At 69.8% G+C, this 20,097-nt stretch carries 16 protein-coding genes; 6 read left to right on the forward strand and 10 right to left on the reverse strand.

Annotated features, from left to right (window positions below; genetic code table 11):
• Window positions 1-83: 83 nt before the first annotated feature.
• A complete protein-coding gene (locus ACFXIV_RS12740; RefSeq protein ID WP_379399806.1) occupies window positions 84-806 on the forward strand; it encodes a response regulator transcription factor in 723 nt (240 codons plus the stop codon).
• On the opposite strand, the gene ACFXIV_RS12745 is transcribed toward ACFXIV_RS12740, so the two are convergent.
• Together ACFXIV_RS12745 and ACFXIV_RS12750 are read right to left on the reverse strand one after the other, a co-directional pair.
• Window positions 720-2,129: a sensor histidine kinase gene (locus ACFXIV_RS12745; RefSeq protein WP_379399694.1), complete on the reverse strand. Its 1,410-nt coding sequence runs from the start codon at window positions 2,127-2,129 to the stop codon at window positions 720-722. The two genes, ACFXIV_RS12740 and ACFXIV_RS12745, sit on opposite strands and share 87 nt — an antisense overlap.
• Before the next feature lie 14 nt (window positions 2,130-2,143).
• The gene (locus tag ACFXIV_RS12750; RefSeq protein ID WP_379399693.1) at window positions 2,144-2,767 is read right to left on the reverse strand and encodes a TetR/AcrR family transcriptional regulator; all 624 of its coding nucleotides are present in this window, start codon (window positions 2,765-2,767) and stop codon (window positions 2,144-2,146) included.
• Between the two features lie 122 nt (window positions 2,768-2,889).
• Here ACFXIV_RS12750 and ACFXIV_RS12755 point away from each other — a divergent pair, with 122 nt between their 5' ends.
• Entirely contained in the window at window positions 2,890-3,702 is an 813-nt protein-coding gene (locus ACFXIV_RS12755) for a class I SAM-dependent methyltransferase (protein ID WP_379399692.1), read from the forward strand.
• A gap of 74 nt (window positions 3,703-3,776) precedes the next feature.
• Here the strand turns inward: ACFXIV_RS12755 and ACFXIV_RS12760 are convergent, their stop codons facing one another.
• The 4 genes from ACFXIV_RS12760 to ACFXIV_RS12775 form a co-directional block, all read right to left on the reverse strand.
• Window positions 3,777-4,850, reverse strand: coding sequence for an amidohydrolase family protein (locus tag ACFXIV_RS12760; RefSeq protein WP_379399691.1), 1,074 nt, complete (start codon window positions 4,848-4,850; stop codon window positions 3,777-3,779).
• A gap of 46 nt (window positions 4,851-4,896) precedes the next feature.
• The gene (locus tag ACFXIV_RS12765) at window positions 4,897-6,270 is read right to left on the reverse strand and encodes an FtsW/RodA/SpoVE family cell cycle protein (protein ID WP_379399690.1); all 1,374 of its coding nucleotides are present in this window, start codon (window positions 6,268-6,270) and stop codon (window positions 4,897-4,899) included.
• A gap of 74 nt (window positions 6,271-6,344) precedes the next feature.
• A complete protein-coding gene (locus ACFXIV_RS12770; RefSeq protein ID WP_379399689.1) occupies window positions 6,345-7,418 on the reverse strand; it encodes a hypothetical protein in 1,074 nt (357 codons plus the stop codon).
• A gap of 92 nt (window positions 7,419-7,510) precedes the next feature.
• Window positions 7,511-8,515 carry a polysaccharide deacetylase family protein gene (locus ACFXIV_RS12775; protein ID WP_379399688.1) on the reverse strand — a complete coding sequence of 335 codons (1,005 nt, stop codon included), beginning with the start codon at window positions 8,513-8,515 and terminating at the stop codon, window positions 7,511-7,513.
• A 123-nt stretch (window positions 8,516-8,638) separates the two neighbouring features.
• Between ACFXIV_RS12775 and ACFXIV_RS12780 the strand changes: the two genes are divergently transcribed.
• Window positions 8,639-9,970: a putative glycoside hydrolase gene (locus tag ACFXIV_RS12780; protein ID WP_379399687.1), complete on the forward strand. Its 1,332-nt coding sequence runs from the start codon at window positions 8,639-8,641 to the stop codon at window positions 9,968-9,970.
• Window positions 9,971-10,021: 51 nt separating this feature from the next.
• Here the strand turns inward: ACFXIV_RS12780 and ACFXIV_RS12785 are convergent, their stop codons facing one another.
• A complete protein-coding gene (locus ACFXIV_RS12785) occupies window positions 10,022-10,381 on the reverse strand; it encodes a metalloregulator ArsR/SmtB family transcription factor (RefSeq protein WP_354835904.1) in 360 nt (119 codons plus the stop codon).
• Window positions 10,382-10,560: 179 nt separating this feature from the next.
• Here ACFXIV_RS12785 and ACFXIV_RS12790 point away from each other — a divergent pair, with 179 nt between their 5' ends.
• Window positions 10,561-12,459, forward strand: coding sequence for a heavy metal translocating P-type ATPase (locus ACFXIV_RS12790; RefSeq protein ID WP_379399805.1), 1,899 nt, complete (start codon window positions 10,561-10,563; stop codon window positions 12,457-12,459).
• On the opposite strand, the gene ACFXIV_RS12795 is transcribed toward ACFXIV_RS12790, so the two are convergent.
• Entirely contained in the window at window positions 12,441-14,114 is a 1,674-nt protein-coding gene (locus ACFXIV_RS12795; protein WP_379399686.1) for a PHA/PHB synthase family protein, read from the reverse strand. The genes ACFXIV_RS12790 and ACFXIV_RS12795 overlap by 19 nt on opposite strands.
• 216 nt (window positions 14,115-14,330) lie before the next feature.
• On the opposite strand from ACFXIV_RS12795, the gene phaZ reads away from it, so the two are divergent.
• Window positions 14,331-15,170 carry a poly(3-hydroxyalkanoate) depolymerase gene (gene phaZ, locus ACFXIV_RS12800; protein ID WP_379399685.1) on the forward strand — a complete coding sequence of 280 codons (840 nt, stop codon included), beginning with the start codon at window positions 14,331-14,333 and terminating at the stop codon, window positions 15,168-15,170.
• 125 nt (window positions 15,171-15,295) lie between these two features.
• On the forward strand, window positions 15,296-16,651 hold the full coding sequence (locus ACFXIV_RS12805; RefSeq protein ID WP_379399684.1) for a DUF2254 domain-containing protein: 1,356 nt from the start codon (window positions 15,296-15,298) through the stop codon (window positions 16,649-16,651).
• Here ACFXIV_RS12805 and ACFXIV_RS12810 read toward each other — a convergent pair.
• Window positions 16,622-18,847: a hypothetical protein gene (locus ACFXIV_RS12810; RefSeq protein ID WP_379399683.1), complete on the reverse strand. Its 2,226-nt coding sequence runs from the start codon at window positions 18,845-18,847 to the stop codon at window positions 16,622-16,624. The two genes, ACFXIV_RS12805 and ACFXIV_RS12810, sit on opposite strands and share 30 nt — an antisense overlap.
• Window positions 18,844-20,091 carry a hypothetical protein gene (locus tag ACFXIV_RS12815; protein ID WP_379399682.1) on the reverse strand — a complete coding sequence of 416 codons (1,248 nt, stop codon included), beginning with the start codon at window positions 20,089-20,091 and terminating at the stop codon, window positions 18,844-18,846. The genes ACFXIV_RS12810 and ACFXIV_RS12815 overlap by 4 nt, the downstream gene beginning before the upstream one ends.
• Window positions 20,092-20,097: the final 6 nt, after the last annotated feature.

Here is a 20,097-nt window from a genome sequence, read left to right on the forward strand (position 1 = left end):
ATGGCCTCGCTGAGAGAACGTTGAGAGCCCGGCCGGCGGGGCCGGGCCGCCCCGCGGCCGGATCGTCGGGCATGCTGGTGCCCGTGCGGGTGCTGGTGGTCGAGGATGAGGAGCGGCTGGCGCGGACGGTGCAGCGCGGGCTCGAGCTGGAGGGGTTCGTGGTACAGCTCGCCCACACCGGGACCGACGGGCTGTGGGCGGCGGTCGAGGACAGCTTCGATGTGATCGTGCTGGACATCATGCTGCCGGGGCTGAGCGGCTACGAGGTGCTGCGCCGGCTGCGCGCCCGGGACGTGACCACGCCGGTGCTCATGCTGACCGCCAAGGACGGCGACTACGAGCAGGCCGACGCGCTGGATCTCGGCGCGGACGACTACCTGACCAAGCCCTTCTCCTTCGTGGTGCTCATCGCCCGGCTGCGCGCGCTGCTGCGCCGGCGCGCACCGCAGCAGCCGGTGCTGCTGACGGCGGGCGATCTCGTGCTGGACCCGGCGCGGCGCACGGTGCGGCGCGGCGAGACCGCGCTGACGCTGACCCCGCGCGAATTCGGGCTGCTGGAATTCCTGTTGCGGCACAAGGGATTGGCGCTGACCAAGATCGAGATCCTGCGCAATGTGTGGGACGCCCACTACGACGGTCCCGAGAACGTGGTCGAGGTGTACATCGGCTACCTGCGCAAGAAGATCGATGCGCCGTTCGGCAGCACCAGCATCGAGACGCTACGGGGCGTCGGCTACCGGATGGTCGACCCCGACTGGTCCGGCGACGGGCAGGTCGATGACGAATTGGGCTCCGCCCCACGGTGATTCGCCGATCCTGACCGAACCGCCGTGCGCGGCCACGATTTCCGCGACGATCGCCAGGCCGAGCCCGGAGCCACCGGTGGCGCGGGCGCGGTCGGCCTCCAATCGCACGAAGCGGCCGAAGACGCGCTCGCGGTCGGCGGCGGGGATGCCGGGACCGTCGTCGTCCACCAGTACCCGGGCGGTGTCGCCGTCGCGCCGGACGGTCACCGCCACCGTGGTGCGGGCGTGCGCGGCGGCATTGTCGACGATATTGCGCAGTGCCCGAGCCAGTTTCGGTTGATCGCCCCGGATCCGCACCGGCTCGATCGCGGTCCGCACCGTGCGGCCGCCCCGCGCCCGCAGGGCCGCGGCCTGCTCGCCGGCCAGATCGTCGAGATCCACATCGCCGGTGCGCATGTCGAGCCCGCTCTCGTCGGCGGCGGCCAGGGTCAGCAGATCCTCGATGAGGTGCCGCATGCGCTCGGTCTCGGGCAGCAGTGTGCCGCCGATCAATTCGGCGTCCAGCACCTCGGGCCGGTCCCGGGCGAGCTCGAGGGCGGCGGTGACCGCGGCGAGCGGGCTGCGCAGTTCGTGTGAGGCGTCGCCGACGAAGCGCCGCTGGGCCGCGTGCCCGGCCTCGATGCGGGCGAGCATGTCGTTCATGGTCTCGGCCAGCCGGGCGATCTCGTCGCGCGCCACCGGCACCGGCACCCGCTCCGACAGTCCGGCCGCGCCGATGCCCGCCACCCGGCTGCGGATCTCCTCGACCGATCGCAGCGACCGCCCCACCAGCAGGTAGGTGGCCAGCGCGGCCGCCGCGACCACCATGGGCCCGCCCACCGCGACCAGGGCCGCGACCCGCTTCACCGCGTGCTCGGCCGATTCGCTGTCGCCCCCGACCAGCACGAGATACCGGCCGCCCGGTGCGGACAGGGTGCGGGCCGACACCCGCAGGTCCTCGTCGTACGCGGAGACCGGCCGGCGCGCGGTCTCTCGCGCGCCCACGGTCCCCGGGTCCAGCAGCGGTGCCGACAGCTTCGCGTTCGACTCCCGCGCGATCCGCCCCTGTGGGTCGATGACCTGCACCACTCCGATCTGCCCGGTCGCCTCGAACAGCGAATTCGGCAGCTCGGCCACCGAATTCCGGGTCAGCTCACTGGCGATGGTCTCGGCCCGCGTGCCGGCCGCCGTATCGATCTCCCGCAGCAGCGACCGATTCAGCAGTCCGAGCATGGCTCCCGCCGCCAGCAGCAGCACCGCTCCCACGGTCAGCGCGGCCGCGATGGCCGACCGAATCCGCAACCCCCAGTGCGAGGGCCGCAACCATTCCCGGATCCGATTCACGCTCCCATCATGGGTCACCCGCGCGCCGGGGCGTCCAAGAGGCCACGGTTGACCAGGCCGAGCACTTGATCGACCGCGAAATCGATATCGGCGCGGGTAGTGGGCAGGGACCCGTCCAGCAGCAGGGCGGCCAGGCCGTGGACCGCCGACCAGGCGGCGATGTCCGCACCGGGCCGCAGCTCCGGGTCGAGGAGTCCGGCGGCCTGCGTCTCGTCGAGGACCTGGCCGAGGATGCGGTGCGGGTCGTCGGCCGGTTCGTCCGCGGCATCGGACGCGGCGGGTGAGTGTGCGCCGAAGGCGGTGCGGAACAGGCCGGTGTGGGTGAGCGCGAAATCGATGTAGGCCGTGCCGACCGCGTGCAGGCGGCCGCGTGGATCGTCGGTGCGGGCGATGCGCCGGCGCATCTCGGCGGCGAGTGCGGCGCGGGCGCGGCCGGATACCTCGGCGAGCAGGGCCTCGCGATCGGCGAAGTGCCGGTAGGCGGCCGAATGCGACACCCCGGCGGTGCGGGCGACCTCGCGCAGGACCACTCGGTCGGGTCCGCCGTCGTCGGCCAGTGCGAGCCCGGCGTCGACGAGGGCCGCGCGCAGGGCGCCGTGGTGATAGGTGGTGCGGCGGTCGCGGGCGGCTGGACTCATAACGTCAGGATTGCACATTCGGCCGAGATGTTGACGACGGTCACTTGGGCTCACATACTCGTATATGTGACCAATGGAAACATTGTGGCCCGCCACCAGGCCTTCGAATGAAAAGTGCTGATATGAACGATATTTCCATCGATACCCCGTACGCCTCCGGCAACTCCCGGACGGATATCCAGAAGGCCCTGCTCGCGGCCGGGCACGACCTCGATCGGCTACGGCTCGCCGACCTGGCGCTGGTCGAGGACTTCCACACCATGGGCCGGATCGCCACGGGTGCATTGGCGGAACTGGCCGGTCTCACCCCGGCGTCCCGGGTGCTCGATGCCGGCAGCGGAATCGGCGGCACCGCACGGTATGTCGCGGAAACCTACGGATGCCGGGTCACCGCGGTGGATCTGACCGAGGACTACTGCGAGACGTCGCGCTGGCTCAATCGCCTGGTCGGACTGGACGATCGGATCTCCGTGCGGCAGGGCGACGTCACCGCGCTGCCCTTCGCCGACGGCGACTTCGACGTGGTCTTCAGCCAGCATGTGCAGATGAACATCGCCGACAAGGACGCGCTGTATCGGGAAGCGCGGCGGCTGCTGAATCCCGATGGCCTGCTGGCCATCTGGGACATCACCACCGCTTCCGGCGCCCGCCCCGACTTCCCCGTCCCGTGGGCCGACCGCTCCGAGCAGAGCCACCTGGTGACACCGGACGATCTGCGCGTCACCCTGGAGCGCTCCGGTTTCGCCCTCGACCACTGGGACGACCTCACCGACCCGGCGGGCACGATCATGCGGGCGGTGCTGGCCGCCCCGCCGAATCCCGTTGGACTGCAGGCCTTCGTCCCGAACTTCCCGGTGAAGATCGAGAACCTGACCCGGGCGCTCGCCGACGGCCGGCTGCGTGCCGTTCGCGCGGTCGCGCGCGCTCTGCCGTAGCGCGGGCGGATCGGGGAGCTCCGAGTGCGGGGTTTGCGCGGTTGGCCGCGGCGGAGCTCCCCCGATCATGAAAGTTACCGGGGGACCGGGATTCCCGCAGACCAGACGCCGCGGATCTGCGTCGTGGCCGTGATGTCGGCGAGCGGATCGGCGTCGAGCAGAACCAGGTCGGCGCGCAGACCCGGGGCGATGGCGCCGCGATCGGTCAATCCGAAGTGCTCGGCGGGCAGGGCGGTTGCCGCATCGAGGGCCTCGACGGGGGACAGTCCGGCGCTGACCAGCAGTTCCAGCTCGTGGTGCAGGCTCGCGCCGAAGGCCGGGTTCATGGGCACGCCGGGGGAGGAGTTGGCATCGGTGCCCGCCAGGATCGGGACGCCCGCGGCGCGTAGCGCACCGACATTGGTCAGGGCGTCGGCGAAGGCTCCGGGGACGCCGTGGGCGGCGGACATGCCCTCCATCATGGTCAGGGTCGGGACGACGACCTTGCCCTCGGCGGCCAGGCGGGCGATCACTGCCTGCGGCAGCGCGAAGCCCACGGGGATGTGGGTGATGATGTCGACGCCGGCATCGAGGGCCATGGTGTAGGCGGCCGGGTTGGTGGCGTGCGCGATGACCATCAGATCGCGGGCATGCGCCTCGGCCACAACGGCTTTGGCCGTGGTCGCGTCGGGGCCGCCGTCGCCGGGGGCCTCCAGTACCAGCTTGATGTAGTCGGAGCCGGTGGAATGACGCTGGGAGACAGCGGATTCGGCCTGGTCGGCGCTGCGGATGATGGCGGGTTCGCCGAGGAACCTGCCGTGCATGCCCTCCGGGCCGACGATGGCCATGCCCGCGCTGCGAATATCGCTGGTGCCGACGGTGTTCCGGAGGTCGGCCACCACCTCGGCGAGGCTGGCCATATCGAGCGCGGTGGTGACCCCGTGCGCGGCGAGCAGCCCGGGAGTCTGCGCATCGTGGATGTGGACGTGGGCGTCGATGAAGCCGGGCAGCAGGATCGCGCCGCCGGCGTCGAGGCGTTCGGCGCCGGTGTCGTCGGTGCCGATGCGGTCGCCGTCGATGACGATCGTGGTGGGTTCGGTGAGCGCGCGGCCGTCGAAGACGCGGACATTGTCGAGCGCCGTCCGGCCCGCTGAGCTTGAAGAGGTCACCGAACCAGCTTCCTCCCGTTTGCCCCGGGCGACACCGCGATTCGGGTCAGCGCCGGCGGGGCAGCAGGCGGCGGGAGACGTGCTCGGTCATGGCGTCCGCGATCGGCGGCACCGTCGGCGTGGGCCGGGTGGGTGGCGGCGGGGCCGAGCGGGCGTCGGCGGAGATGCGGATCAGCAGCGCCAGGATGATGTAGTTGGCCAGCAGCGACGAACCGCCGTAGGACATGAACGGGGTGGTGAGACCGGTCAGCGGGATCAGTTTGGTGACACCGCCGACCACCACGAACAGCTGCCAGCCGATCGAGAACGCCAGCCCGCCGCCGAGCAGCTTGCCGAAGGCGTCGCGGGTGGTGAGGGCGGCGCTGAAACCGCGGATGCACAGGATGAGGAACAGCGCCAGCACGGCAGCCAGGCCGATCAGGCCGAGCTCCTCGCCGATGGTGGAGATGATGAAGTCGGTACCGGCGAACGGCACGTCCTGCGGCCGCCCGCTGCCCAGCCCGGTCCCGGCCAGCCCGCCGGTGCCCATGCCGAACAGGCCCTGCGAGATCTGGTATCCGGTCGTGTAATAGGTGGCGAACGGGTCCCGCCACACCTCGACGCGGACCCGCACGTGCCCGTACAGCTGGTAGGCGATGACCGCGCCGACCGAGAACATGGCCAGGCCGATGAGCAGCCACGAGGCCCGCCCGGTGGCGATGTACATCATGGCCAGCACGGTGCCGAAGACCAGCAGCGAGAAGCCGAGGTTCTTCTCGTACACCAGCACCAGCACCGCGATGAAGGTGACCAGCAGCAGCGGGGCCAGATCCCGCAGGCGCGGGAAGGTCATACCCAGGAAGCGTTTTCCGGCGGTGGTGAACAGGTCCCGGTTGGCGACCAGGAAGGCGGCCACGAAGATGATCAGCAGCACCTTGGCGAACTCACCGGGCTGAATCGAGAACCCGCTGATCAGGATCCAGCTCTTGCCGCCGTTGACCTCGCTGAAGCGGGAGGGCAGCAGGGCGGGGATGAGCAGCGCGATCACCCCGGCCAGGCCGCAGGTGTAGCCGTAGCGGGCCGGTTTGGTGTGGTCGGGCACGAAGACCAGCACCAGCACGAACAGCAGCATGCCCAGGCCGGTCCAGATCAGCTGATGCGCCGAGTCCGAGGACGGTATCGGCTCGCCGGCGTTCTTGGCCTTCACCACCTCGGCGCGGTCCAGCCGGTCGATGAGCACCAGCCCGATGCCGTTGAGCAGCACCACGCACGGCAGCAGCACCGGGTCGGCGGCGGGCGCCCAGCGGCGCACGGCCAGATGTGTGACCAGCACGAAGACCGTGAAAACGCCGAGCGCACGGACACTCTGCCCGTCGAAGCCATTGCCGGTGGCCGAGGTCATGGCCAGGTAGGCGAAGGCGATCAGGGCCAGCGCGGCCACGCAGAGTAGCAACTCGGCATTGCGCGGAACTCGCCCTCTCGACCTTGCCGGGGGAGGGCTGTGCCGAAATGCGCTCACACCGAACAGTATCGCGTGCGGTAGCGGATGAGGAGCCAAAGCAGTAGTGCTTCGGCTATGGCGGTGAACACGGTGAGGAATTGGCTGAAGTAACTGGCCAGTACATTCACCACGGTCAGCGACAGAATGTTGGACCAGATGCCCAGCCGGACACCGATATCGGCGCGGCCGCGCATCCACGCCGCGGCCGCGACCGCGCAGCCGACGCCGACCAGCACTTCGGCGACCGCGGCGATGCCCAAGCCCACCAAGGCCTTCCAGCCGTGGTTCTGGGTGAGGTCGAGGAAGTGGTTGAGCGCGGCCCAGGGGGAGTGCCAGCCGGCCAGCACGATGACGGCCAGCACCAGCCGCAGCAGGGTCCAGACGGCGTGGCCGATCAGCACGGTGATGAGGACGGCCGCCAGCACCCGCTGCGGCAGGATCGTGTCCTCGGCGCGCCGGTAGGCCTGTCGCAGCCGGGCGAAGCGGGAGGGCCGGGCGGTCTCGTGGGTGGTGCGCAGGTAGGTGGCGAGGGCGTCGCACAGGGCCACGGTGTCGGGGGTGAAACCGCTGCGGTCGATGCGGTCGAGGCTGTTCAGCAGGTAGTTGCGCTGTTCCATGTCGATCGTGCCGCCCACGTCCATCCCGACCTGTTCGGTGACGTCGGCCAGCACCAGGGCGGGCGGGCGCACCCGGCTGCGCGCGGCATAGCGGGCGACCAGCACGATCAGCAGGAAGGCGAGGTAGATGATGGGCGCGGCCAGCGGGAAGAAATAGTCGTTGTCCGAGGTGATGAACTTCCCGACCTCGTCGATGAACAGGCCCAGCCCGGCCCCGGAGAGTGCAGCGGCGGTGGTCAGCGCCCCGTGCCCGGCGAACAGGAACATCACCAGAGAGGCGATGACGAGCAGTAATCCGCCGAAGAGCGCATGCGCGATGTGGTAGGTGCTGCCGCCGATCTTGGGATAGCCCGCGGCCATCAGATACAGCCGCGTGATCACCACGGTGAGTCCGAAACAGACCGCCATGATGGTCACCAGCCGGCCCGAGCCTGGCCGCCACCGCATTCTCGCCACACGTTCGCCGAACACGGTGTCCACCGTGGCACATGACCGGCGGCCGCGTCATCGAACCGAATCAGGTGATCATCGAACCGAATCAGGTTCCGCGAGCCTCATCCGGATCAGTAGGGGTGGGCGGTGGCGGAGAAGCGGGGGGAGAGCTGGTCCGCGAGGGGGCGGGGGAAGGACTGGTGGGCGGGGTCGCCGTCGGAGGTGTAGCGGGCGGTGGGGTTCGCCGCGAACCAGTCGAGCCAGTAGGTGGAGTCGAAGGGAACTGCGGTGCGGCCGGAGCGGATTCGGGGGAGGCCGGTCGGGTCGAGGGCGGCGGCGAACGGGGAGGGGGCGGGGTCGGCGCCGACGAGGAGGACGGCGTCGAAGGTGTACGGGGTGCCGTCCCAGGTGCCGGCGGTGGCGAGGGCGTGGTCGGCGGGGTAGACGCCCAGGGGGAGGGCCATGGAGTGGACGACGGTGCCGGGCGCGGCGGTCGCGATGGCGCGGACGTTCTGGACCAGTTCGCGCTGCACGTCGGTGGGGGACAGGTGCGCCAGGTTGGGGTGGGTGGCGGTGTGGGCGCCGATGTCGTAGCCGTGGCGGACCAGCCAGGCCAGGGCGCGGGGGTCGTCGCCGAACGGCTCGTTGTTGACGTAGAAGGTGGCGGTGGCGGCGAAATCCGGGTGGCGGGAATGGAATTGCTCGAGCAGGCCGACCGCGCAGTCGGGGGTGGGGTCGCCGGAATCGCTGAGGGTGAGCTGGGTTCGGGTGGAGTCGTCGAAGGTGAGGACCACCGGATGGGTGCCCGCGGGTAGGTCGATGACGCCCGCCAGATACTGGGCGATGGTGATCGGGCGGTAGCCGTCGGTGTAGAGGCGGTCCAGCTCGGCGGTGAATTTCGTTGGCGTCTGGTCGTATTCGCTGCCCGGCTCGGCCTCGATGCGGTGGTACATGAGGATCGGGATCCGACCCAGCTCATTGGCGGCCACCGTGGCCGGATCCGGCGGCCTCGAGGTCGGTGGGGGTGCGGTGACGGCCGCGGGGCGCGGCACGGTGGCGGTGGTTGCTCCGCAGGCGGTGGCGGTCGCGCACAGCAGCGCCGCCGCGACCATCCGCAGCGTCGTCGACGCCTTCATCGCCGCAACGCTACGCGGCGACAACGGTTTTGAGGTGATCTCGGCGAAAAACGGCCGATGCCTGCGTGCAGGCGCGATAGTGATGCCAACAGCTGTCAGTGGAAGTTGGTGTGTACGTTGCTCATGCGACTCCGGTCGATCCGCCGCCGGCGGTCCACCCTGCTCGCGATCGGCGCGGTCGTGGTTCTGGTGCTCGCCGCGCTGGTGTTCGTCTTCGGCCGCAGCCGCCCCTCGGCCGCGGGTGCCGACACCCGCCCGGCCCGCCTGGAGCTGGCCCCGACGGCCGCCGCGACCTCCTACCGTGATCCGGTGACGGTGCGCGGCACGGCGATCGGCGCGAAGCAGGTGTCGGTGGGCGACCGGTCCGTCCAGCCCGCCAAGGACGGATCCTTCGAGATCCAGCTGCCGCACGCACCGCTCGACACCACCGTCGTGGCCACCGGCGCCGCGGGCGACCGCGTCACCACCCCGCTGAAAGTGGAGGTGGCACTGCCGCGCATCCGGGCCGTCCATGTCACCGCCTACGCCTGGGCCTACGACCCCATGCGCGATGCCGTGCTCGACATGGCGCGCGAGGGCCGCATCGACACCGTCGAACTCGATATCAAGGACGAGGACGGGATGGTCGGCTACGACTCGCAGGTGCCGCTGGCGCGCGAATCCGGCGCCGCCACTACGATTTACGACGCGCCCGCCGCGCTGCAGCAACTGCACGACATGGGCATCAAGGTGGTCGGCCGCATCGTCGCCTTCCGCGACCCCACCCTGGCCGGCTGGGCCTGGCACAACGGCCACCCCGACTGGGTGATCCAGAATCCGTCCGGCCAGCCGTACTCCAGCGGCTACGGCGCGATCGCCTTCACCAACTTCGCCAGCCCCGAAATCCGGTCCTACAACCGGGATCTCGCGGTCGAGGCGGCTCGGCTCGGCTTCGACGGCGTCATGTACGACTACATCCGCCGCCCCGACGGCAACCTCGCCGGCATGCAGTTCCCGGGCCTGGCCGAATCGCCGTCGGACTCCATCGCCGACTTCCTGCGCGACTGCCGCGAACCCGTGCACGACGCCGGAGCCTCGCTGAGCGCGGCCGTCTTCGGCATCGCCGCCACCCGTCCCGACGAGATCGCCCAGGACATCCCGTCCATGGCCCGCTACGCCGACTTCCTGGCCCCGATGCTCTACCCGAGCCACTGGCACTCCGGCGAATACGAGGTCGCCAATCCGAATGCCCAGCCCTACGACATCATCTTCCGGTCCCTGCAGGACTTCCGCGCCCGCACCGCGGGCACCAATGCCCAGATCATCCCGTGGCTCCAGGATTTCAGCCTCGGCGTGGCCTACGGCGACGCGGAGGTGAAGGCGCAGATCGACGCCACCTACGCGGCGGGCTACAACGGCTTCTTCCTCTGGAACCCCGCGGTCAGCTACCACCCCGGCGCTCTCGCACCCAACTGATCTGCCTCGCAACGCTTCTCGTCGGGCCGGCCCCCGCCGATCGCGTCCGGGTCAGGCGGTGGTGGGGCGGTCCGCGAGCCCCAGGCGCAGGTGTTCGCTGTGGTAGATGGCCTCGTCCAGCAGTTGCGCGACGTGGTTGTCGTAGAGGCTGTAGACGATGCTGCGGCCGGTCCGGGTGCCCACGACCAGCCCGAGATTGCGCAGCAGGCGCAGCTGATGCGAGACCGCCGACTGCTCCATACCGATCGACGACGCCAGTTCGGTGACCGCGAGCGGGCCCTGGCGGAGTTCGCTGAGGATCAGTAGCCGGCTGGGGGTGGCCAGCGCCTGCAGGGTGGTCGCGACATGGGTGGCGGCCTCGGCGTCCAGCCGTGCCGTCGGCCGATCGCGGCCCTCGACGCCATGTCCCATAACACAGGAGGGTACCTCGAGGAACTCTATACACATGAAGACGTCTTCATGTGTTCTGGTATCGTCGCGGCGGTCAGGGGTAGCAATGGAGGTGAGTCGTGGTCGTGGCGACGCCGGTGCAGGCATCCGCGCAGCCGGAAGTGGCGGTCCGCCGGACCCGCCTGTTCGAGCTGGCCGAGATGCGATGGGCCGCAGTGGCCCTCGCACTGTTCCTGCTCGGGCTGGTCGTTCAGCTGGCCGGCGCGCCGAGCTGGCTGTGGTGGGGGCTGTACCTGGCCTGCTACGCCGCGGGCGGCTGGGAGCCGGGCTGGGCCGGGCTCCAGGCGCTGCGCGAGAAGACCCTCGACGTGGACCTGCTCATGGTGGTGGCGGCCCTCGGCGCGGCGGCCATCGGGCAGATCACCGACGGGGCCCTGCTGATCGTCATCTTCGCGACCTCCGGGGCGCTGGAGGCGCTGGCCACCGCGCGCACCGAGGATTCGGTGCGCGGCCTGCTCGACCTCGCGCCCGAGACCGCGACCCGGCTCACCGTCACCGGTGAGGAGACCGTGCGCGCCGCCGACCTGCACATCGGCGATGTGGTCCTGGTCCGCCCCGGCGAGCGAATCGCCGCCGACGCCACCGTGATCGACGGCGGCAGCGAAGTGGATCAGGCCACCATCACCGGCGAACCGCTGCCCGTGGACAAGACCGGCGGCGACGAGGTGTTCGCCGGCACCCTGAACGGCACCGGGGCACTGCGGATCCGGGTGGATCGCCGTGCCGAGGACTCGGTGGTGGCACGCATCGCCGTCCTCGTCGAACAGGCCGGGCACACCAAGGCACGCACCCAGCTGTTCATCGAGAAGGTGGAGCAGCGGTACTCCCTCGCCATGGTCACGGTGACCCTGGCGGTGTTCGCGATTCCCCTCGCCCTCGGCGACCCGCTGCAGCGAGCCCTGTTGCGCGCCATGACCTTCATGATCGTGGCCTCCCCGTGCGCGGTGGTGCTGGCCACCATGCCGCCCCTGCTGGCCGGTATCGCCAATGCCGGGCGGCACGGCGTGCTGGTCAAGTCGGCCGTGGTCATGGAACGGCTCGGCGTGACCACGCGGGTCGCCTTCGACAAGACCGGGACGCTGACCCGCGGCGCCCCGCACGTCGACGAAATCCGCAGTGTCGATCCGGAATTCAGCGAGCCGGAGGTGCTGCGGCTGGCGGCGGCCGCCGAACTCGACAGTGAACACCCGCTCGCGGCGGCCATCGTGCGCGCGGCCCGCGCGGCGGGGCAGCAACTGCCGGCCGTCGAAGGATTCGCCGCCGATCCCGGGCGCGGCGTCAGCGCCCGGATCGGGCAGCGTCGGATCGCGGTCGGTTCTCCGGCGGCCTTGCTGTCGAGCTCCACGCAGGGTGCGCCGGACACGGACCGGGCCGCCCGCACGGCCGTGGACGGATTGCAGGAGAAGGGATTTACCGCGGTCGTGGTCTCCTGTGATGCGCGTCCGATCGGAGTGCTGGCGATCACCGATCAGCTCCGCCCCGAGGCCGCCACCGCGATCGATCTCACGGCCCGAGTGACGGGGGCCGCCCCGATTCTGCTGACGGGAGACAACAGTCGCGCCGCGCATCGGCTCGCGGCTCGGGTGGGGCTCACCGACGCCCGCGCCGAATTGCTCCCGCACCAGAAGGTCGATGCCGTCCGAGCCCTGCAGTCGGCCGGTGACCGGGTCGTGGTGGTCGGCGACGGCATCAATGACGCACCCGCTCTCGCCGCAGCCGACACCGGAATCGCCATGGGCGGAGCGGGTTCCGACCTGACCCTGCAGACCGCCGATGCCGTCGTCGTGCGCGACGACCTCACCGCCATCCCCGCCGTCATCGCCCTGTCCCGGCGCGCCCGCCGCGTCGTGGTGGCCAATCTGGCGATCGCCGCGACCTTCATTGCGGTCCTGGTGATCTGGGACCTGGTCGGTACGCTGCCGTTGCCGCTGGGCGTCGCCGGTCACGAGGGTTCGACCGTGCTCGTCGGTCTCAATGGTCTGCGCCTGCTGCGCCGCGCGGCCTGGCAGCGGTCCGCCTCCTATCTGTCCAGCACGTAACTGCCCGGGGCGGCCTCGATCGGCTGGTGTCGGGCGTTACCGAGATGCGCCGGTGCGGGCACCAGCTCACCGGAGCGGTCACCCAGCCATTGCGCGAAATCCGGCCACCACGAACCCTGTTCGGTGGTGGCGGTGCGCTGCCACGCCTCGGGGTCGAGGCTGTTGTCGTCGGAAACGCGATAGCTGGACTTGTGATTGTCCGACGGGTTGACCAGGGCCGCGATGTGGCCATTGGTCGACAGCACGAAACGCACCTTGCCGCCCAGCATCTGGCTGCTGCGGTAGCAGTTGGTCCACGGGCAGAGGTGATCGGCCGAGCCCGCGACCACATAGGAATCGGCGGTGATCCGCTTCAGGTCGATCTCGGTGCCGAGCACGGTGACGCCGCCGGGCCGGGCGAGCTTGTTGCCCAGCGCGGTGTCGAGGAAGTCGCGATGCAGTTTCGCCGGCATCCGGGTGGTGTCGGCATTCCAGAACAAGATGTCGAAGGCCGGTGGCTTGCGGCCCTGCAGATAGTTGTTGACCCAGTAGTTCCAGACCAGGTCTCGCGGGCGCAGCCAGGCGAACACCGCGGCCAGCTGCTTGCCGTCCAGATAACCCTGTCGCCGCGACCGGGCGATCGCGGCGGCGGCGGCCTGCTCGTCCACCATCGCGCCGAACGCGTCCTCACGCGCCTGGTCGAACATGGTGACCAGCAGGTTGAGGCTGGCCAGCTGGTCGAAGCCCGCCGTCTCGGCCCGATAGGCCGCCGCCATCGCCGCGAGCAGCCCGCCCGAGCAGGCGGCGAGCACATGTGCCGTGCTGTGACCGGTGATCTCGTCGACGGCGTCGAACGCCCCGACGACGGCCTCGACGTAGGCGTCGAAGCCCCACTTGCTGTGCCGCGCATCGGGATTGCGCCAGGACACCACGAACACCTGCTGGCCCTGCCCCACCAGGTACTCGATGAGGCTGCGCCCCGGCGCCAGATCGAGCACGTAGAACTTGTTGATGGTCGGCGGGATGATCAACAGCGGTACCGCGCGCACGGTTTCGATCTGCGGCCGGTACTGGATCAGCTCGAACATCGGGGTCCGCAGCACCACCGCGCCCGGGGTGATGCCGAGGTCGGACCCGACGCGGAACGCGGACTGATCGACCATGGACGGGATGAACGGGGCATGGCTGAAGTCACTGATCAGCTGCTGCGCACCGGTGCGGAGATTATCGCCGCCGGTGTCGATGATCGCCTTCCAAGCCACCGGGCTGAGCAGCGGATTGTTGCTCGGTGCGAGCGCCTCGACGAGATTCGTGGTGAGGAATTTGATCCGCTCGGCATCCTGCCACTCGAGGGGCAGGTCCTGCACCAGGCCCTCGGCGGCGATCCCAGCGGCCAGATAGGCCTGTACCACGCGGCGCAACAACGGATTTCCCGTCCAGGCGGGATCGGCGAACCGCTTGTCCCGGCTGGACGGGGCGACCGTGGAGGAACCGGCCGCGATGCGGGTCAGCTCCGCGCCCAGGGTTGCCGCCCGGCTCGCGACGCGCCGGGGCCGCTGCGCCATCGCCAGCAGCAGGCTCAGTCCCGAGCGCCCCGGCAGGAACCGGCGGGCGATCCCGGTCGTGGCCTCGGTGAGGATCAGGTCCGGGGGTGCGGAGACATCCAGATCGGTCATGACAGTCCTTCTGGGAGAGACGGTTTCACGTTCGATGAGATGGGCGAAGGTCGACGATGACTCGCACCTGTCAATCGTCGGAGAGCCGCGCGGGCAAACCTATGTGCCCGGGAAACATGAAATGCCGCTAACGATGTGGTCGAGCACATTCATCCCGCATGGGGCGATGCGTACTCTGGTGCTCGGATCGTGCTCCGATACCCACGAGGACACCCAATGGCGAGTGAAAATGCCCGGGAGTACACGGTATCCGGCGACCGCCTGCGCGTTGTGGTCCGTCCCGGCGTCGGCGTCCCGCTGGTGCTGTGCAATGGGATCGGTGCAAGCCTCGAGCTGCTGCAGCCATTCGTCGACCAGCTCGATCCGGCGATTCCGGTGATCCGGTTCGACCCACCGGGTATCGGTCGCTCGCCATTGCCCCGGCGGCCCTATCTCCTGGCCACGCTGGCCCGGAGGGTCACCACACTGCTCACCCAACTCGGCTACGACACCTTCGATGTGCTCGGCATCTCCTGGGGTGGCGGCCTGGCCCAGCAGATCGCCCTGCAAAACCCCCGGCGCTGCCGGCGCGTGGTCCTGGTCAGCACCGCCACCGGCTGGATGATGGTCCCCGCGCACCCGAAGGTGCTGCGCAAGATGATCACTCCGCGCCGATACCGCGACGCCGAGTACGCCACCAGGATCGCCGCGGAACTCTATGGTGGCCGGCTGCGCACCGATCCGGATCGGGTGACCACCCTGCTGGCCGGACACTCGTCGGCGTCCTCCGCTCGCGGCTACCTGCTGCAGCTGCTGGCCGGCACCGGGTGGACCAGCCTCCCGTTCCTCGGTTTGATCCGCCAGCCGACGCTGATCCTGGCGGGCGACGACGATCCGATCATTCCGCTCGTGAACGCGAAGATCATGGCCCGGCTGATACCCGACGCGCGGTTGCACGTCTACCACGACGGCCATCTGGGTCTGGTCGTGATTTCCGATCAACTCGCCCCGGAGGTGAGCCGATTCCTCCGGGGCGATCGGCCGCTCGACCTGGAACGAATGGATGCCGTTCGCTGACCCTGCGCGCGGCGTGGCGCTGAGCAGGGGTACGGTGATCAGACGTCCGGGGATCTCGGATGGGTGAGCCGGGAAGTCTGGTCGGCGTCAGGACATGACGCCGGAACAGCGCAGGAGGCTCGACCGTGGCCGGCATTCCTCTCGAATTCGACCGCCGCCGCGAGGCATTGCGGACCAATCTGTGGTTCGTGCCGACCGTGGAAGTGCTCGCCGCCGTCGGGCTGTTCGTGATCACCTACCTGCTGGACCGGGCGGCATATCGCGGCGGGTTCACGTTTCCGTCCTGGGTCATCGGCGGCCCGCCCGACACCGCGCGGCAGGTGCTGACGGCCATCGCCGCCGCCATCATGACCGTGGTGGGTGTGGTCTTCTCCATCACCATCGTGGCGCTGACGCTGGCCTCCACCCAGTTCGGTCCGCGCATGCTGCGCACCTTCATTCGCGATCGGGGTACCCAGGTCACCCTCGGTACCTTCGTGGCGACCTTCGTCTACGCCATCGCCGCGCTGGTGTCCATCGGATCGGATTTCGTGCCGCACATCAGCACGACCGTCTCGATCGCGTCGCTGGTGCTCGATCTCGCCGTACTGATCTACTTCATCAATCACATCGCCATGGCGATCCAGCTGCCCAATGTCATCGCCGAGATCGCGGGTGAGGTGGCGGCCGGAATCGAGACGCAGCGCAACGACGCGCCCGCCACCCCGCATTGCGGGCCGACGGCGGCCGAACTGCTGGAACGGATGGCGGGCGAGGGCGGCGAGGTCCGGGTGACCGGCAGCGGATACCTGCGCTACATCCGCTACGAGCAGCTGGTGCGGCTCGCGACCGACGCGGACGCGGTGATTCACCTGCCCTACCGGCCCGGGCACTTCCTCACCGAGGGGCAGGTGGTGGCCGCCGTCTGGCCCGCGTCGGCGGCCGGGCGGATAGCGGAGAACTTCTCGCGCGGGCACATGGCCGGGCCCACCCGGTCGCTGGCCCAGGACATTTCCTTCGGCATAGACCAGCTGGTCGAAATCGCCGTGCGCGCGCTGTCCACCGCGGTGAACGACACCTTCACCGCCCTGACCTGTATCGACTGGCTCGGTGACTGCCTGTCGCGGATCGCGGTGTCGTGGGAGCCGAGCCCGGTCTACCGCGGCAAGAACGGTTATGTCCGCGTCATCGCGGCGCAGGCGAGTTACGAGCGGCTGGTGCAGCGGGCCTTCGAGAAGATTCGACAGTCCGCGCGCGGCATGCCCGCGGTCATGATCCGGCAGCTCGAAGCGCTGGCCCAGATCGCGGACCACACCACCGATCCCGAGCGGCGCAGCATCCTGCTGGAGCAGGCGGCGATGATCGTGCGGTCGGCGCGCGAGTCGGTGCCGGAGGACGCGGATCTCCAGGACGTGCTGCGACGGTACCGGGTGCTGGTCGGCGACGCGGAGCTGCCGCTGATTCAGGCCGTGTCAACGCCAGAATTGCCAGGCACGGCGTGAATCCTGTTCCTGCGGTAGGAGCGTCGCCGCGGGCGGCAGGCTGTCCGCGGGGTCCAGGACCAGCAGGGCGGTCATGGCCTGGGGGAGGTCCAGGCGGGTGCGGAGCCAGGGCCAGCCGCCGGTGAGGGTTTCGGTCAGATCGGCCGGGGGGAGGTCGAGGGCTGCCACTGCGGACAGGAGGGTGGATGGGGGCATGTCCCATTGGCGGGCGCAGGCGGTGACCAGGGTGGGGAGCTGATCAGTGGGGGTGAGGGCGAGGATGCGGCGCAGGGCGGGGACGGCATCGGGGGTGCGGGAGCGGGAGACCAGGGCGGAGACGACGAATTCGAGGTCCGCGGTCAGAGCGGCGGACAGGGTTTCAGTGGGGGATTCGGCCTCCAGTGGTTCCTCGGCCGGGGTGCGCAGCAGGGCCGAGAGTTCGGCGCGGGACCAGGTGCCGCGCTGCCTGCTCCATCCGAATGCTCTGCGCGGCAGGCGGAGTCCGTCTCGCTGCTGATCGTCGGTGGGCGCCGGGACGGCGAGGACGACCAGGGCCTCGATCGGTTCCGGAAGATCCAGGATCTTGCGCAGCGTGCGCCACGCGGGGCGGAGGGCGGCCACCAGTTCGGCCGGTTCGGAGCGGGTGAGGGTGAGGGCCTTCAGCAGGGCCGTGGCGTCGATCGCGGGGTAGCGGGTGGCCTCGGCCAGCAGCGTGGGCAGCAGGTCGGCGGGCGCGCAGGCCAGGATCTGCTCCAGCGCATAGCGATCGCGGCCATTGCACGAGACGTTCACCACCAGCTGGGCGACGATGCCCAGGTTGGTGTACATGGCCTGGCGCAGGATTCGGCTGCCGCCGGTGTGGGTGCCCGGATCGTCGACCTCGGCGCTGAGGGCCTCGTACACCAGGGCCCGGTCGCGGGAGCCGATCGCCTGCTCGCGCAGGGCGCGGTGACGCAGCAGATGGGCGGCGACGATGCGGCGATGCTCGACTTCGCCCGTGGCCCAGTCCCGCTGGAGGCGCGGCCAGACCGATTCGGCATCGGACGAGGTCAGCGGCGCGGTCCCGGATTCCAGGCGGTGCCAGGCGGAGGTGGCCAGCGCCGTGCTGAGATCGATGCCGAGCTGCCGGGCCACCTCGACGGTGCGGGTGCGGTCGCGGCCGTCGGTGAGGACGTGGTCGGTGAGAACCTGCTCGAAGGTGCGGCGGACGCTGGGACGGAGGTCGAGTCGCGCCAATGCCTGTGCGACGCCGGGTCTTCCGATGGCGAGACGGACGGCGCGCCCGGCCACCGCGTCGTCGCGGAGCCAGTCGGGGTTCAGCTCCGGGTCCGTGATCACCTCGGCCAGGTGGTCGTCGTCCAGCTCGGCGGGACCCAGGGCGCGCAGGTGCCGTCGATAGCACCAGTGGCCGATTTCGTCTGCGGTGGACAGGGATTCGGGCAGCGTGACACCGGCGCGCCGGTGCCCGATGATCTGCTGCCCGAGCAGGACGAACGGGTCCGATTCGTCGCCGGGATCGCCCGGTGTGACGATGCGGCGCGCGCCGGGCGGGGCGGGGCTGTCGCGGGTCACCGCGGTGATCGCGGCGGGGGCCGCGGACGGCGTGCTGGAGGTGCAGAAGGTCAAGTCCCGCAGGCTGTTCCGGGGCAGCAGGCCATAGAGTGCCCGCAGCATGGCCACGGCGTCCGTGCCGCTCTCGACGTGCAGTTCGATGGCGGGGCCGCGCCCGGCCAGATGCGCCAGGGTGTAGCCGAGCAGCGCGGGCAGCCAGTCCAGGTCGAGATAGGCGTCGGCCGCGGCGGTGACGGCGGGACTGTCCTCCACGGAATTCGGCAGCGGCGGCCAGTGGTCGGTGGGAAATTCGGCGTCGTCGAGCGAGGTGCGGAATCGTCCCGCGTCGTAGAGGCTCAAAGTCGTTGCGCCGTCGAGTGTTCCGCGACCACCCGCGACGAGGTGTGCCACACAGGTGCCCGGCCGGTCATTGGCGGGCGTCTTCAGCACCGCCACCGCGAGTCCCCGCATCACGGTGTACTCCAGCGCGAACGCCTCCGGCGACGCGGGCGAACCATCCCAACTGACCAGCGACCCCAGCTCCCGCGTGGTGGATCCCAGTGCGGCGGGCCAGTTTCCGGATCTGGCGACCACGCCGACCCCGGTCCCGGAGGACTCCAGCGTCACCATGGCCCAGCCGCACAGCAGCTGCGCGAAGCCCGTCATCGGTCCGCCCGTAGCCGGTCGATGCGGTCGAGCATGTGGATGACCGGGTCCACGGCCGCGAACGGCTTGAACACCGGATAGGTGTTGTCGGCCCGCTTGCCGCACCCGACCGCCGAGACCGGGAAGTAGCGGTTGTGCGGGAAATGGATGGACAGCGTGGCGTCGACGGCCGGAAACAGTTTGCGCACCAGGCTTCTGGTGGCGTCGGAGCGATAGTCGATCTGGCCGGGCTGATACAGGTTGCCCGCACCATTGAGGCTGTACGGCGTATCCGCCCAGTCCGGCGGCGGCGCGACCAGGCCGACCTCGGGCAGGTTGATCAGCGACAGCAGATCCGATTTCGCGATGATGGTCGAGGCGTGCAGGCGCGGCGGCTCGATGGGCAGATCCAGCGGATAGCTGTTGGCCGTGCGCCACAGCTTGGCGATCTGATCGATCATCATCTTGGTGCGGCCGACGGTCTGGGAGTGCTCGACATTGTTGTTCAGGCTCTCCTCGTTGGCCGGTCCCGCGTGCTCGCGCATGATGGCCAGGTACTGCTTGTTCAACGTGGACGGCACCACGAACCAGAGGAAGTCGGCGATGGCCAGGTGCGGGCTCACCTTGGCGGCGATCTCGGCGTCGGCCACATCCTCGCCCGCGACATCCACGAAGGCGAGATTCACCGTGCGGCGGGTGGACAGCGAGGTGAATTTGATCAGGATCGGGGTGCGGACCTGCCAGCCGCTCCAGGCGTGGGTCCGGTTCTGCTGCTGCGCCATCGGCGGTTGCGGCGGGCGTGGGGGTTGCGGCAGACCCGGCGGCTGCGGTGCGCCGAGCGGCCCGATGCCGTTCTCCTGTGGCTGCTGCGCGCCGACGTAGCCCCGCTTCTGGGTGTAGCCGATGGCCTGCCGGTTCATCAGCGTGTTCTCCAGCGCGGCCAGCATTTTCGTCGAACGGCGGGACGGCACGATGGACCATTCGCGGGCCAGCATCGGGTCGTTCATGACCGAATAGATCATCGACACGATGAGATGCGTCTTGGACGAGGCGGATTCGCCGACGAAGCCGATCACGGTGGTCGGATGGTCGAGGATCTCCTCGTCGATCTCACAGCCGTTAGGGCAGCGCCGATCCAGGCGCCGCGAATAGTCCCCGACGCGGGTCGCGAACCCGCCGTTGGGCTGGCGCAGCACCCAGATCCAGGAGCGGCGGGCGGTATCGAACTTGAACTCCGCCAGGCAGTTCAGGCAGACGATTCGCACGGGCAC

This window comes from Nocardia sp. NPDC059236, from assembly GCF_042754085.1.
Lineage (GTDB): Bacteria > Actinomycetota > Actinomycetes > Mycobacteriales > Mycobacteriaceae > Nocardia.